This window comes from Amycolatopsis magusensis (assembly GCF_017875555.1).
Classification (GTDB): domain Bacteria; phylum Actinomycetota; class Actinomycetes; order Mycobacteriales; family Pseudonocardiaceae; genus Amycolatopsis; species Amycolatopsis magusensis.
Window position 1 is genome coordinate 387,152 of record NZ_JAGGMS010000001.1, and the last position, 14,033, is coordinate 401,184.

12 protein-coding genes and 1 tRNA gene are annotated in these 14,033 nt (G+C 70.3%); 9 read left to right on the forward strand and 4 right to left on the reverse strand.

All coding sequences use genetic code 11. The features are described from left to right. Positions 1–40: 40 nt before the first annotated feature. From JOM49_RS01765 to JOM49_RS01785, 5 genes are all read left to right on the forward strand, one after another. Positions 41–112: transfer RNA gene (locus JOM49_RS01765), tRNA-Gln, on the forward strand. Between the two features lie 95 nt (positions 113–207). Beyond that, positions 208–1,926: a GGDEF domain-containing protein gene (locus JOM49_RS01770; protein WP_209670675.1), complete on the forward strand. Its 1,719-nt coding sequence runs from the start codon at positions 208–210 to the stop codon at positions 1,924–1,926. 45 nt (positions 1,927–1,971) lie between these two features. Beyond that, complete coding sequence (gene glmU, locus JOM49_RS01775; protein ID WP_209662487.1) at positions 1,972–3,441, forward strand: bifunctional UDP-N-acetylglucosamine diphosphorylase/glucosamine-1-phosphate N-acetyltransferase GlmU; 1,470 nt, start codon at positions 1,972–1,974, stop codon at positions 3,439–3,441. Beyond that, a complete protein-coding gene (locus JOM49_RS01780) occupies positions 3,438–4,418 on the forward strand; it encodes a ribose-phosphate diphosphokinase (RefSeq protein WP_209662489.1) in 981 nt (326 codons plus the stop codon). Before glmU ends, JOM49_RS01780 begins: the two co-directional genes overlap by 4 nt. A gap of 528 nt (positions 4,419–4,946) precedes the next feature. Beyond that, a complete protein-coding gene (locus tag JOM49_RS01785; RefSeq protein WP_209662491.1) occupies positions 4,947–5,801 on the forward strand; it encodes a TIGR03621 family F420-dependent LLM class oxidoreductase in 855 nt (284 codons plus the stop codon). Here JOM49_RS01785 and JOM49_RS01790 read toward each other — a convergent pair. Further along, positions 5,798–6,934 (reverse strand): hypothetical protein, encoded by a 1,137-nt coding sequence (locus tag JOM49_RS01790; protein ID WP_209662492.1) that lies wholly within the window; start codon positions 6,932–6,934, stop codon positions 5,798–5,800. The two genes, JOM49_RS01785 and JOM49_RS01790, sit on opposite strands and share 4 nt — an antisense overlap. A gap of 300 nt (positions 6,935–7,234) precedes the next feature. On the opposite strand from JOM49_RS01790, the gene JOM49_RS01795 reads away from it, so the two are divergent. The 4 genes from JOM49_RS01795 (at position 7,235) to JOM49_RS01810 (ending at position 9,305) form a co-directional block, all read left to right on the forward strand. Next, the gene (locus tag JOM49_RS01795) at positions 7,235–7,855 is read left to right on the forward strand and encodes a 50S ribosomal protein L25/general stress protein Ctc (RefSeq protein ID WP_209662493.1); all 621 of its coding nucleotides are present in this window, start codon (positions 7,235–7,237) and stop codon (positions 7,853–7,855) included. Between the two features lie 7 nt (positions 7,856–7,862). After that, entirely contained in the window at positions 7,863–8,456 is a 594-nt protein-coding gene (pth, locus tag JOM49_RS01800; RefSeq protein WP_209662494.1) for an aminoacyl-tRNA hydrolase, read from the forward strand. Positions 8,457–8,595: 139 nt separating this feature from the next. Then, a complete protein-coding gene (locus JOM49_RS01805; protein ID WP_209662495.1) occupies positions 8,596–8,955 on the forward strand; it encodes a DivIVA domain-containing protein in 360 nt (119 codons plus the stop codon). Next, the gene (locus JOM49_RS01810) at positions 8,952–9,305 is read left to right on the forward strand and encodes a DivIVA domain-containing protein (RefSeq protein ID WP_372443958.1); all 354 of its coding nucleotides are present in this window, start codon (positions 8,952–8,954) and stop codon (positions 9,303–9,305) included. Before JOM49_RS01805 ends, JOM49_RS01810 begins: the two co-directional genes overlap by 4 nt. 214 nt (positions 9,306–9,519) lie before the next feature. On the opposite strand, the gene JOM49_RS01815 is transcribed toward JOM49_RS01810, so the two are convergent. From JOM49_RS01815 to JOM49_RS01825, 3 genes are read right to left on the reverse strand one after another with little or no spacing between them, the layout of a single operon-like run. Further along, positions 9,520–11,199 (reverse strand): fatty acyl-AMP ligase, encoded by a 1,680-nt coding sequence (locus tag JOM49_RS01815; protein ID WP_209662496.1) that lies wholly within the window; start codon positions 11,197–11,199, stop codon positions 9,520–9,522. 23 nt (positions 11,200–11,222) lie between these two features. Continuing rightward, on the reverse strand, positions 11,223–12,992 hold the full coding sequence (locus JOM49_RS01820; protein WP_209662497.1) for an ABC-F family ATP-binding cassette domain-containing protein: 1,770 nt from the start codon (positions 12,990–12,992) through the stop codon (positions 11,223–11,225). Beyond that, positions 12,992–13,957, reverse strand: coding sequence for a 4-(cytidine 5'-diphospho)-2-C-methyl-D-erythritol kinase (locus JOM49_RS01825; RefSeq protein ID WP_209662498.1), 966 nt, complete (start codon positions 13,955–13,957; stop codon positions 12,992–12,994). The genes JOM49_RS01820 and JOM49_RS01825 overlap by 1 nt, the downstream gene beginning before the upstream one ends. Between the last annotated feature and the right edge of the window lie 76 nt (positions 13,958–14,033).

A 14,033-nucleotide genomic window follows, 5' to 3' on the forward strand; every position in this document is an offset into this window, starting at 1 on the left:
GCCTGGCCTGGGCCGGGCTGGCTATCCTGACCAGGCACGATCCGCCGTAGTGTAATTGGCAGCACTTCAGATTTTGGTTCTGACAGTTCAGGTTCGAATCCTGGCGGCGGAGCACGCGCGCCCGATCGGAAACAGCCGAGGGGGTTGAAACCACTGCACGACGACGTGAGTGAGCCCAAGCAGCACCGCCGCCCGGCGCTGATCGAGATGTCGGACGCCTGGCTGGTCGGCCGTGCCCGCGAACTCATCGCCACCGTGCAGCGCAGCGAGTACGCCGATCAGGTCAAGATCATCGAGACCCTCGACGAGCTGCTGGAGGAGACCCAGCGCCGCGGCGAGCCGATCCTGGTCGCCCAGCTGCTCCGGTCGGTGTGCCTGGCCCGCCTGGTCACCAAGGGCATGGCCGCCGACGCCGAGCCCAAGGTCGACGAGATGCTCGCGCACACCCGCAGGCACGGCCTGGCCCTGCTGCGGGCCGACGCGCACGCGCTGCGCGGGCGGCGGCTGGTGCTGGCCGAGCAGGAGGACGCGGCGCTCACCGAGATCGCCAGGGCACTGGCCATCCTGGACGACTCCGCCACCCCCGACGTGCAACTCGGCCGCCGCGCCTGGGACAAGCTGCTGGCCAGCGCGTTGATCGACTGCTGGCTGGTGCTCAACCAGCTCGGCGTCTACGAAGCCGCGGAGGAGGTGATCTCCCGGGCGCACCAGGCGATCCGCGACAGCGCCGGGCCGCACGAGATCACCCTGCAGCTGATCAACCGGGTCAAGATGATGCTCGGCTGGGGCCTGCGGCTCGAACGCGTCGGCCGCTACGACGAGGCGGTGGAGAAGTTCCGCACCGCGGCCTCGATGGCGGTGGCCGCGGAAGCGCCGTTCGCCGAGTCGCTGTTCCCCCGCAAGTCCGGGGTGCCCGCGATCGACCAGGTCGGCGTGCTGGCCGCCGCGCTGGCGCTGGCCGCACCCGACGCGGTCCACCTCGACCGCCTGCGCGGCCTGCTCACCGAGCCCGGTTACCCGCACGAGCAGGTCATCGTGACCATCGCGCTGGCCAGGTGCCTGGACCACATCGGCCGCCGCGAGGAGGCGCTGGAGGTGCTGAACTCGGCGCGCGCGAACGCCGCCGAGGACAACTCCCAGCCGTCGATGCGGCTCAACCTGGTGCGCGAGCTGGCGAAGCTGGAAACGCACCAGAACGAGGACCTCTCCAAGGAATCGGACAGTTCGGCCTTGGCGCCCACGCTCCTGCTGAACTACGCCGGCGCGCTGGAGGCCGAGCTGTGGACGCTGCGCGAGTCGCAGATCGCCACGCTGACCGCCCGCCGCGAGCACGAGCGGCTCTCCGCCGAACACGGCGAGATGACGCAGCAGGCGCTGCAGGACCCGCTGACCGGGCTGCCCAACCGCCGTGCGCTCGACGAGCGCCTGCGCGCGCTGGCTTCGTCGGCAACATCACACCCGCTCGCCGTGGCACTGGTCGACCTCGACGGGTTCAAGGGCGTCAACGACCGGCATTCGCACGCGGAGGGTGACGACGTGCTGCGCGTGGTGGCCAGCACGCTGCGCGACGCCCTGCGCGGGGACGACATCGTGGCGCGCTACGGCGGTGACGAGTTCATCGTGCTGCTGCCCGGGGCTCCGGTGTCGGCGGCCACCCAGGCCCTGAGCCGCGCTGTGACGGCCGTCGCGTCGCTGCCGCACCACCTCTCGCACGGGGTAACCCTTTCGGTTGGACTTGTCTCCATCCGCGCGCAGGAACGGGCCGAGCAGGTGCTCTCCCGCGCCGATGCCGCCATGTACCAGGCAAAACGCCGGGGCGGGAACCAGGTCGCCTCGGCCTTTCTGGAAGCCGGTGAGCCCGCCGCGGGCTGGCCGGGTGAGCCCGCCGACACCGACCCGGCGTGGGGACTGCGAGAGCACACGTAGGATCGGGCCCCGGCGGAAACGCACACGAGGAGCGCTAGGAGCGTTGTGACCGGGCCTTTGACAACCTTGATCCTCGCCGCGGGCGAGGGCACCCGCATGCGGTCGACCACCCCGAAGGTGCTGCACCCGATCGCCGGGCGGCCGCTCGTCGAACACGCGGTGCGGGCCGCCGCCGGGCTCGACCCCGAGCACCTCGTCGTGGTCGTCGGCCACGGCCGGGAGGCGGTCGGCGGGCACCTGGACGAGGTCGCCAAGCAGCTCGGCCGCCCGATCGGCACCGCGGTGCAGGAAGCGCAGAACGGCACCGGGCACGCGGTCGGGTGCGCGCTGGCGACGCTGCCTCCCCAGCTGACCGGCACGGTGGTGGTCAGCTACGGCGACGTGCCGCTGCTGGACACCGAGACCCTGGCCGCGCTGCTCGCCGAGCACACCGGCGCCGGCAACGCGGTGACCGTGCTGACCTCGGTGGTCCCCGACCCGACCGGGTACGGCCGGATCGTGCGCGACGCCGACGGCGGGGTCACCGCCATCGTCGAGCAGAAGGACGCCGACGAGACCCAGCTGGCGATCACCGAGATCAACTCCGGGGTCTACGCCTTCGACGCGGCCGTGCTGGCCGACGGGCTGTCCCGGCTGTCCACCGACAACGCGCAGGGCGAGCTGTACCTGACCGACGTGCTGAGCATCGCGCGCGGTGACGGCAGGGCGGTCGGCACGCTGGTGGTCGAGGACCCGTGGCTGACCGAGGGCGTGAACGACCGGGTGCAGCTGTCGGTGCTGGGCGCCGAGCTGAACCGGCGGCTCGTGCGGGCCTGGCAGCGCGCCGGAGTCACCGTGGTCGACCCGGCCACCACCTGGCTGGACGCCGGGGTGACGCTGGCCCGCGACGTGCGCATCGAACCGGGCGTCCAGCTCAAGGGCGCCACCACGGTCGGCGAGGGCGCGACGATCGGCCCGGACACCACGCTGACCGACGTCGAGGTCGGCGCGGGCGCCAGCGTGATCCGCACGCACGGCTCGGGCGCGGTGCTCGGCGAGAACGTCAGCGTCGGCCCGTTCGCCTACCTGCGGCCGGGGACCCGGCTCGGGGACAAGGGCAAGATCGGCACCTTCGTCGAGACCAAGAACGCCGACATCGGCCGGGGCACCAAGGTGCCGCACCTGAGCTACGTCGGCGACGCCACCATCGGCGAGCAGAGCAACATCGGCGCGGCCAGCGTGTTCGTCAACTACGACGGCGTGCACAAGCACCACACCACCATCGGCTCCCACGTCCGGATGGGCTCGGACAACATGTACGTCGCCCCGGTGACCGTCGGCGACGGTGCCGCCAGCGGGGCGGGTGCGGTGATCCGGCGGAACGTGCCGCCGGGCGCGCTGGCGGTTTCGGGGGGGCCGCAGCGCAACATCGAAGGCTGGGTGGCCCGGAAGCGACCGGGCACTCCCGCGGCGGAGGCAGCCGAGGCGGCTCTCGCCCGAAACGAAGTGGAAAACGACGGGGAGTCGCAGAAATGAGCCCGAAGTCCGGTACGCCGAAGAAGAACCTGATGCTCTTCTCCGGCCGCGCCCACCCAGAGCTGGCCGAAGAGGTGGCCAAGCACCTCAACATCACCATCACTCCCCAGACGGCGCACAACTTCGCCAACGGCGAGATCTTCGTCCGGTTCCAGGAGTCGGTGCGCGGGTGTGACGCCTTCGTGCTGCAGAGCCACCCGCAGCCGATCAACGAGTGGGTGATGGAACAGCTGATCATGGTGGACGCGCTCAAGCGCGCGAGCGCCAAGCGGATCACCGTGATCATGCCGTTCTACCCGTACGCCCGGCAGGACAAGAAGCACAAGGGCCGCGAGCCGATCTCGGCGAGGCTGATCGCGGACCTGTTCAAGACCGCCGGCGCCGACCGGATCATGACGGTCGACCTGCACACCGCGCAGATCCAGGGCTTCTTCGACGGGCCGGTGGACCACCTGCTGGCGCAGAGCCTGCTGGCCGACCACATCAACACCACCTACGCCGAGCACGCGATCACCGTGGTCTCCCCGGACTCCGGCCGGGTGCGCCTGGCGGAGAAGTGGGCGGAGCAGCTCGGCAACAAGCCGATCGCCTTCATCCACAAGACCCGCGACCCGGACAAGCCCAACCAGGCCGTGGCCAACCGCGTGGTCGGCAAGGTCGAGGGCAGGCTGTGCGTGCTGATCGACGACATGATCGACACCGGTGGCACCATCGTGAAGGCCACCGAAGCGCTGCTGAACGAAGGCGCCTCGGACGTGGTGATCGCCTCCACGCACGGCATCCTGTCGGACCCCGCCACCGACCGCCTCTCGAACTGCAAGGCGCGCGAGGTCATCCTGACCAACACGCTGCCCATCCCCGAAGAGAAGCGCTTCCCCGGCCTCACGGTCCTTTCGATCGCCCCCCTGCTGGCCCGAGCCATCCAACAGGTCTTCGAAGACGGCTCGGTCACCAGCCTCTTCGACGGCCAAGCCTGACGCTCTCTCTTTTAGTGCCGTGAATGTGGCTTTCACAGCGAATTACGCCGTGAAAGCCACTTTCACGGCACCCGTGCGGCCTCCACTGTCACGAATGTGGCTTTCGGGACATCGAACGTCTCGAAAGCCACATTCGTGACACCCGGCGCCCCCTCCGCGACACAAATGTGGCTTTGGGGGCCGATTCCGCCCCCAAAGCCACATTCGTGTCCCTCCTCGGGGCACCCCAGGGAGCACCCCGGGCACATCCCAGCCACCTCCCCAAGCCGAACCCAGGGCGCCCAATCCCCAGGCGCATCCCACTCCCAAGCCGAACCCGGGCACCCAAGCCCCAGGGAGCACCCAGCCCCCCTCCCCCACCCCGATCCCAGGCCCAAACACGGCGGGGATTCCGTTGTCAAGGCATCTTTCCCGCCTTGACAACGGAAACCCCGCCGTAGTCACCATCAAAAAGCGGGGTGCCCCACAAGAATCAGCCCTACGCGAAACCCCCACAACCCCACCCACGAACCCCCTACCGTCCCCCCTATGAGATTCGGCGTCACGCTCCGCTCCATCGGCACCGCCCCCGAATGGACCGCCAAGTGCCGGGCCGCCGAGCAACTCGGCTACGACGTCATCACCGTGCCCGACCACATCGGCGGTACGGCACCCGCGCCTTTCCCCACCATCGCCGCCGCGGCCGCGGTGACCGAGCGGATCAAGGTGGGCACCCTCGTGCTCAACGTTCCCTTCCACAACCCGGCCCTGCTCGCCAGGGACGTGGCCGCCACCGTGCAGCTCACCGGCGGCCGGTTCGAGCTCGGGCTCGGGGCGGGGCACATGAAGGCCGAGTTCGACGACGCGGGCCTGCCCTGGCAGGACCTCCCCACCCGCCTCGAGTACCTCACCACCACGATCACCGACGTCCGCCGACGCCTCGAAGCGGTCGACGTCGAGATGCCGCCCCTCCTGATCGCGGGCCACAGCAAGGGTGTGCTCCGGATCGCCGCCGAGCACGCGCAGATCGTCGGGTTCGCCGGGCTCAAGCCGAAACCCGGCGCCGAGCCGGGCATCTGGCGCCTGGCCACCGAAGCCGAGCTCGCCGAGCGCGTCGCCTTCTACGCCGGCCTCAACCGGAGCACCGAGTCGAACATGCTCATCCAGGACGTCGTCGTCACCGACGACAAACGGGCCGCCGCAACGGAATGGGCCGGGCTCGCCGAATCCACAGTGGACGCGATACTCGCAGCCCCGCAGCTGCTGATCGGCACCGAGCACCAGATCATCGACCGGGTCCACGAACTCCGCGACCGCTTCGGCTTCACCTACTTCACCGTCTTCGAACCGGCGATGGAACGGTTCGCACCGATCCTCAAAGCCCTGCGGCAATCACGGACTTAACCGCCGAGCGTCGCGAACTCCGCCTCGATCTTCTGCTTGACCCCACCCACGTCCACCGCGGCGATCGCCTCCCCGGTCGCCGTCGGCATCGAGGTCACCTGGTAGGACGCGGTGCGGTTCGGCACGCTGAACTTCACCGTGCACGGCACGTCGACCGTGGCGTTGGGCGCGGCGGTCGCCTCCGCGGTGCACGTCTGGCTCCCCAGCCCCGGCGCGCTCACGTCCGCCTTCACCAGCACGCGCACCCCGGAGACCCGGCCGTCCGCGCCGATGATCGAGTTGCTCACCTTGACGTTCGAGGTGCACGACCCGCTGGTCGCGCACTGGAGGTCGTTGCCGTCCACCAGCACCACCAGTTCCGCCGCGTAGTCGAAGGCCTGCGCGAACGCGTCGACCGCGCCGCCGAGGCCGTTCTTGAACTGCACCAGCGCGTCCCCGGTCAGCCCGCCGGGTGTGACCACCGTTCCCGAGCCGAACGCCTTGCCCACGTTCGCCACCAGCCCGGCGTCGAACGAGACCACCCGGTGCGGGCGGACCGCGGTGACCTGCAGCTTGCCGCTCGGCAGCGCCAGCTCGTAGACCTCCGTGCCGTCCGCCAGCCGCGTCCTGACCGGGTCGGCGAGCTGGTCCAGCTCGAGCGAGGCGTCGTGGAGCGCGGTGCGGATCTCGCGCGGGGTCAGCACCTTGCTCGGGTTCAGCGGCAGGTCGGTGTCTTCGACGAACATCCAGCGCTTGCCGTACTCCTCGGCCTGCGCGTCGTCGACGCCCTTGGTCTTCCAGTAGGCCGCCGGCGCGGAGAGGTAGGGCTTGCCGTCCGCCTCGACCAGGTTGACCACCTGCCCGCCGACGCCGAGCGCGCCGTAGCTGGTGCCGTTCTTGGTCACGTTCAGCGCGAGGTCGACCAGCTCACCGGCGTCGTTGCGCACCTGGCTGCGGTAGGCGATGGCCTGCTGCTCGCCCAGGTCGTCGACGGCCGCCTTGACCGCTTCGCGCTGGGCCGTCCGCGCGTCGGCCTTGGCCTGATCGGCGGCGGCGGGCCCCGCCGCACCGATGGTGGACACCTCGCACCCGGACAGCGCCAGCGCCGCCCCGACCGCGAGCACGGCGCACCCGCGCACCCGGCTCCACCCCATGACGGCCCTCGCTTTCGTTTCGCCAGACGAAATGTACTCATCCGACGCCACCGTTCGGTAACGGTTCCCGATCCCCGCCGCAAAGCCGCTGGAACGCCTTGCTCTACACTGTCCGGGTTGTCTCGGCGAGGCGGACTCCACGCAAGCACCCGGTGGTGTCCGACGTGATCGACGCGGCGGCTTGAGTCGCCACGCGTCCAAGTCACGTCGTGGGATTCGCCGCCGGCGCAGCCGAGATGGTTCTCCCCCAGGACCCCATCACACCTGAGTTCGCTGAAGATTTGTAAGGAGTGCTTCACCGTGTCCGAGGTACGTCTGTCCGTCGAACCACGCACCGAGTTCGGCAAGGGCGCCGCGCGTCGCACGCGGCGTGCCGGCAAGATCCCCGCGGTTCTCTATGGTCACGGCTCGGACCCCCGGCACCTGTCGCTGCCGGCTCTCGAGTTCGCCCGCGTCGTCCGCGAGAACGGCAGCAACGCCGTGATCACCCTGGACGTCGACAGCTCCGTCGAGCTGGCGCTGACCAAGACCATCGTGGTCCACCCGCTGAAGAACTACATCGAGCACGTCGACCTGCTCGTGGTCAAGCGCGGCGAGAAGGTCACCGTCGACGTGCCGGTGGTCCTCACCGGCGAGGCCGCCCCCGGCACCCTGGTCCAGCACGACCTGGACGCGCTGCAGGTCGAGGTCGAGGCCCTGCACATCCCGGAGCAGGTGGAGGTCTCCATCGAGGGGCTCACCGCCGGCACCCAGATCCTGGCTTCGCAGGTCGAGCTCCCCCAGGGCGCCGAGCTGGTCACCGAAGGCGACCACCTGGTCGTCGCGGTGAACGAGGCCCCGAACGAGGCCGCCATGGAGAGCCAGGTCGACGCCGAGGGCGCCGGCGTGGTCGAGGACGAGCCCGAAACCACCGAGGAGTAATTCCCTCGTGGATGTCGACCTGCCGGGGGCCGGCGAGCAGATCGTGCTCGCCGGCCTCGGCAATCCGGGGCCCCGGTACGCGGGCAACCGGCACAACGCCGGTTTCCTCGTGCTGGACGAACTCGCCGCGCGCATGGGCGGCAAGTTCAAGTCGCACAAGAGCGGTGGCGAGGTGCTCGAAGGGCGCCTCGCCGGGCGCAAGGTGGCGCTGGTCAAGCCCCGGTCCTTCATGAACCTCTCCGGCGGCCCGGTCGCCGGGGCGGCACGCTTCTTCAAGGTCGGGCCGGACGGGGTCGTCGTCGTGCACGACGAACTGGACCTGCCCTACGGCGCGCTGAAGCTCAAGTTCGGCGGCGGCGACAACGGGCACAACGGTCTCCGCTCGATCACCAAGTCGCTCGGCACCAAGGACTACTTCCGGGTGCGCTTCGGCGTCGACCGCCCGCCCGGCCGGATGGACCCGGCCGACTACGTGCTCAAGGACTTCTCCACCGTCGAGCGCAAGGAACTCGCGCTCAACCTCGATCGCTGCGCCGACGCCGTCGAAGCGCTGCTCGAGAAGGGGCTGCTGGCGGCCCAGAACGCCTTCCACGCCGGGTGAAGATCGCCACTCTGGGTGTTCGCTTGCTCACCCGAAGGCATGGCTTGGCGCCCTCATTAGGGTCGCAGGGCTTCCCCGTCCCACCCCACGCGGGCTAGGACGGACAGGGGACGTAACCGACACCCTAGGGAGACCCCTCATGTCCTTGAGCGCCGATGACGCCCGGCGCGTCGCCTTCGCGAACACACCGATCGGCCGCCGTGGTTACGCCAAGCCGGAGGTCGACGAGTTCGTCCGGCGCATCGCGGGCACCCTCGACGGCCAGGACGACCTGACCGCGGCCGAGGTGCACCACGTGTTGTTCGGCAGGCCGCTGATCGGCAAGCGCGGGTACGACGAGCGCGAGGTCGACGAGTTCCTCGACAGCGCCGAGGAGGCACTGGCCTCGCACCTCGGCACGGACTGGCGGGCGCACCAGGTGCCCGCCGCCCGTGACGCCTCGCAGGCCACCGACGCCAGGGCGCGGTCCGCGCCCGCCGACCAGTATTCGGAGCGATGATGGTGCTCACCGCGGCGGACGTGCTGACCATCCGGTTCCAACGGGCGCCGATCGGCTCGCGGGGTTACAGCGAGACCGCGGTGGACGACTTCCTCGACCGGGTCGCGAAGACCCTCGACGGCCAGGACCACCTCACCGCGGCGCAGGTGCACGAGGCCGCGTTCGGCAAGCCGCCGCTGGGCAAGCGGGGGTACGACCAGCAGGAGGTCGATGCCTTCCTGCGGCAGGTGGAAAGCACGCTGGCCGCGCGGGAAGGCTGGACCCCGCACGCCCCGACGAACGCCTACATCGCGCCCGCGCTGGAACACTCGCACACCCGCAAATCCCTCTGGCGCCGAGTCCGAAGCTGAGTACCCGGAGCGCTGATTGCTATGAGTGGGGCATTACTTGCGTTGATTGCAAGTAATGCCCCACTCATAGCATTCGGGGCGTTGCCGAACCCGGCTGGCTCAGGGGCCTCAATGTGGAGTTCGGGTGCCTGAACGTAGAACTCGGGTGCTTGAACGTGGGGTTCGGGTGCCCGAGTGTGGGGTTCGCGTGCCTGAACGTGAGGTTCGGGGTGGGTTAGTGGGCGGCTTGGGTGATTTGGTCGGCGTAGCGGGTGGCGGTGGCGGCCCGCTTGACCTTGCCTGAAGGGGTTTTGGGCAGGCTTCCGGCGGGGAGGACCAGTACGGCGAACGGGCGGACGTCCACCGCGTCGCGGACGCGAGCGGCGACCTCCTTGGCCACGCGCCGTTCTTCTTCCTCGTTGCCGGCCAGTTTGGACTCCAGCACCACGGCGAACCGCTCACGCCTGCTGCCCGCGTCGAGCCGGACCGCGACGGCGTTGCCCAGGCGTACACCTTCGACCGAGGTGGCCGCGCGTTCGATGTCGGTCGGGTAGATGTTGCGCCCGCCCATGATGATGACGTCCTTGCGGCGGCCGCAGATGACGATCTGCCCGTCCACCAGGTACCCGAGGTCGCCGGTGTCGATCCAGCCCTCGGCGTCCTGTGTCTCCAGTGGACCGTCCACAGTGAAGTACCCCGGCGTGACGGCGGGCCCGCGCAGGCGGATCTCGCCGACCTCGCGTTCGCCGAGCACCTTGCCGGAATCGTCGGCGATCTGCGCTTCGAGGCCGTCGAGCGGACGGCCGAGCACGGCGAACGAGCGCACGTCCTCGGTGCCGCGGCGCGGGTCGTCCTCGGGCACCGGCACCGCGCGGTTGTGCGCCTCCAGCGCGTCGGCCTCCACCACGTCCAGCGTCAGCCCGGTGAACAACGGCGCGAACGACACCGCGAGCGTCGCCTCCGCCATGCCGTAGGCCGGGAACACGCACTCCGGCGGCATCTTGAACCGCGCCCCGGCGTCCACGAAGGTCTGCACGGCCGTCTCGTCGATCGGCTCGGCGCCGTTCAGCGCGATCCGCAGCTTCGACAGGTCGAACGCCTCGTCGGCGCGGGCCATGCGCTTGCCGACCACCGCGTAGGCGAAGTTCGGCGCGGCGGTGGTGGTGCCGCCGTACTTGGTGATCAGCCGCGGCCAGATCAGCGGCCCGGACAGGAACTCGACCGGGGTGATCTTGACCAGCTCCACGCCGAAGGTCATCGGCACGGTCAGGAAGCCGACCATGCCCATGTCGTGGAAGGTCGGCAGCCACGAGACCATCACGTCGGTGCCGAAGTCGAACTCGGCGCGCTCGACCATGGCCTTGACGTTGGTGTAGAGGTTGCCGTGGGTGATCCGCACGGCCTTCGGCTCGGCGGTGGACCCGCTGGTCAGCTGCAGCAGCGCGAGGTCGTCCTCGCCGATCGGCACCGGCTCGGTGATCGGCTCGCCCGCGTCCAGCTCGGCGATCGAGTGGAAGGCGATGTCGTGCTCGGTCAGCACCGGCGCCAGCGCGTCGAACGGCTCGCCGAGCAGCACCAGCTCCGAGCCGATCATCCGCAGCACGCGCAGGGTGTCCTCGGCCCATTCGGCCAGATCGGTGCGCGGGGTCGGCTGGTGCAGCATGGTCACGCTGCCCCCGGCCAGCCACACGGCCTGCACGGTGGGCGCGATCAACGCCGGTGCGGCGGCGAGCACGGCGACCGCGCTGCCGGGCTCCAGCCCGCGGTGGATGAGCTCGCCCGCGAACCGCTTCGCCTGTTCGTGGACCTCCGCCCAGGTGCGGCGAACCGGCTCCTGCGGCTCCCCAGTGACCATGCCCCGCTGCTGACCGCCCCCGGCCGCGGTGGCGACCAGGGTGTCCACGAACCGACTCATGGACTCACTCTAAAGGTGCAGGGCTACTCGACCGCTTCGGAGGTCTCCAGCCAGCGCTGCTCGACCTCGTCCTTCTCCGCCTGCACGGTCTTCAGCTGAGCGTTCAGCTCCATCAGCTTCGCCGGGTCGGTCGCCGCTTCGAGCAGCCGCGCGTGCAGCTTCTGCTCCTTGTCGTGCAACTGGTCCAGCTTGCGCTCGAGCCGGGACAGCTCCTTGCCGAGCGCGCGGACCTCGGCCGAGGACAGCTTCGGCTGGTCGTCGGCGGGTTCCGGCGCCCGCTTGGTGGCCTGCCGCTCCGGCACCGAACTGAGGCGCCGCTTCAGGTACTCCTCGATGCCGCCGGGCAGGTGCGTGATGCGCCCGTCGCCGAACAGCCCGTAGACCGCGTCGCAGACCCGTTCCACCAGGTACCGGTCGTGCGAGACCACCACCATGGTGCCCGGCCACGAGTCGAGCAGGTCTTCCAGCTGCTGCAGGGTGTCGATGTCCAGGTCGTTCGTCGGCTCGTCGAGCAGCAGCACGTTCGGCTCGGCCATCAGCAGGCGCACCAGCTGCAACCGGCGCCGTTCGCCACCGGAGAGGTCTTCGACCGGCGTCCACTGCCGTGCTGGCGGGAAGCCCAGCTTCTCGGCCAGCTGTGACGCGGACAGTTCGTGCTTGCCCAGCACCACGCGCCCGGCGACCTCTTCGACCGCCTCCAGCACGCGCAGGTGCCCCGGCAGGTCTTCCAGCTCCTGGGTCAGGTGCGCCAGGCGGACCGTCTTGCCTTCGATCCGGCGCCCGTCCGCCAGTGGGACCTCGCCGGCCAGCGCCTTGAGCAGCGTGGTCTTGCCGGAGCCGTTCACCCCGACCAGGCCGATCCGGTCACCCGGCCCGATGCGCCAGGTCACGTTGTCCAGCAAGGCTTTCTCGCCCGCGGCCAGGGTCACGTCCTCCAGTTCGACGACCGTCTTGCCCAGTCGCCGCCTGGCGAAGCTCATCAGCTCAACGGAATCCCGCGGCGGTGGCACGTCGGAAATCAGCGCCTCGGCGGCTTCGATCCGGTAGCGGGGCTTGGACGTGCGTGCCTTCGCGCCGCGCTGCAGCCAGGCGAGTTCCTTGCGCGCCAGGTTCTGCCGCTTCTCCTCCATCGTCGCGGCCAGCCGCGCGCGTTCGGCCCGCGCGAAAACCCAGTCCGCGTAACCACCTTCGTACTGCTCGACCCGCCCGCCGACGACCTCCCAGGTCTGCCCGCACACGGTGTCGAGGAACCAGCGGTCGTGGGTGACCACCACCAGCGCGACCCGGCGCGCCAGCAGGTGGTCGGCCAGCCAGCGCACGCCTTCGACGTCGAGGTGGTTGGTCGGCTCGTCGAGCACCACCAGGTCCAGCTCGCCGACCAGCGCGGCGGCCAGCGCCACCCGGCGCCGCTCGCCACCGGACAGCGTGGCCGTCGGGTTGTCCAGGCCCAGCCCGATGATCCCCAGACCCTCCACAATGGACCGGACGCGGGCGTCGGCGGCCCATTCGTGCTCGGCGCCGTAAGCGGCCAGCGCGGCTTCGCGCACGGTCTCGCCGATCAGCTCGGTGCGCTGGGTGACCACGGCCATGCGCAGCCCGCGCACCTGGCTGACCCGGCCGCTGTCCGGCCCGGCGATCCCGGTGAGCACTTCGAGCAGGGTGGTCTTGCCGCCGCCGTTGAGGCCGACGACGCCGATGCGCTCGCCCTCACCGACCCCGAGCGAGACGTTGTCCAGCAACGGCCGGACGCCGTAGGACTTGGAGACCGATTCGAGGTTGACCAGGTTGACCATTACGCGTGCACCTGCGGGGGAACGGGACGGTGGTCGTTTTCGCCGCCGACCATCCGGGCGCCGGGCACCGGCCCGTGCGCGACCCGGACCGTGCGGCACACCCCGGCGCCGGACAGCTCGGCCGCCACTTCGAGCGCGGTTTCGGCGTCCTCGCAGAGGAAGGCGCAGGTCGGGCCGGAGCCGGAGACCGTACCGGCCAGCGCACCGGCGTTCACCCCGGCGCGCAGCGTGCGGCGCAGCCCCGGGCGCAGCGAGACAGCGGCGGCCTGGAGGTCGTTGCCCAGCAGGAGAGCCAGCTGCCGCGGGTCACCGGACGCGAGCGCTTCGACCACCGGCGCGTGCGAACCGATCCGCGGTGGATCACCCTCCTCGCGCAGCCGGTCGAGTTCGGTGAAGACCCTCGGGGTGGACAGGCCCTTCTGGTCGAAGGCGAGCACCCAGTGGAAGGTGTGCCGCGAGAGCACCGGCACCAGGCGCTCGCCGCGGCCGGTGCCGAGCGCGGTGCCGCCGTAGAGCGCGAACGGCACGTCGCTGCCCAGTTTCGCGGCGATGTCGGCGAGTTCGTCGCGGGTGATCTCCAGCTTCCACAGCGAGGCCAGGCCGACCAGGGTGGCGGCCGCGTCGGCACTGCCACCGGCCATGCCGCCGGCCACCGGGATGCCCTTGCGCAGCACCACCCGGACCTTGGAGTCGCTCTCGGCGCGGCCGACGTGCGCGGCCAGCGCCTGCACCGCGCGCCACGCCAGGTTGTTGGCCCCGGTGGGCACCGACTTCTCGCCCTCGCCGTACACCTCGACACCGGGATCGTCGGTGACCGCCACGGTCACCTCGTCGGCCAGCGACAACGCCTGGAACACGGTCACCAGCTCGTGGTAACCGTCTTCGCGCAGGTCACCGACCGCCAGGTGCAGGTTGATCTTCGACGGCACCCGGACGGTGACTGGAGGCGGAACGACAGCGAGCACGGCCCAAGCCTACGTGGCGGGAAAAAAGCCGTGAGTGCACCGGGCCGTTCCGGCCCCGGGCACTCACGACTCCCGC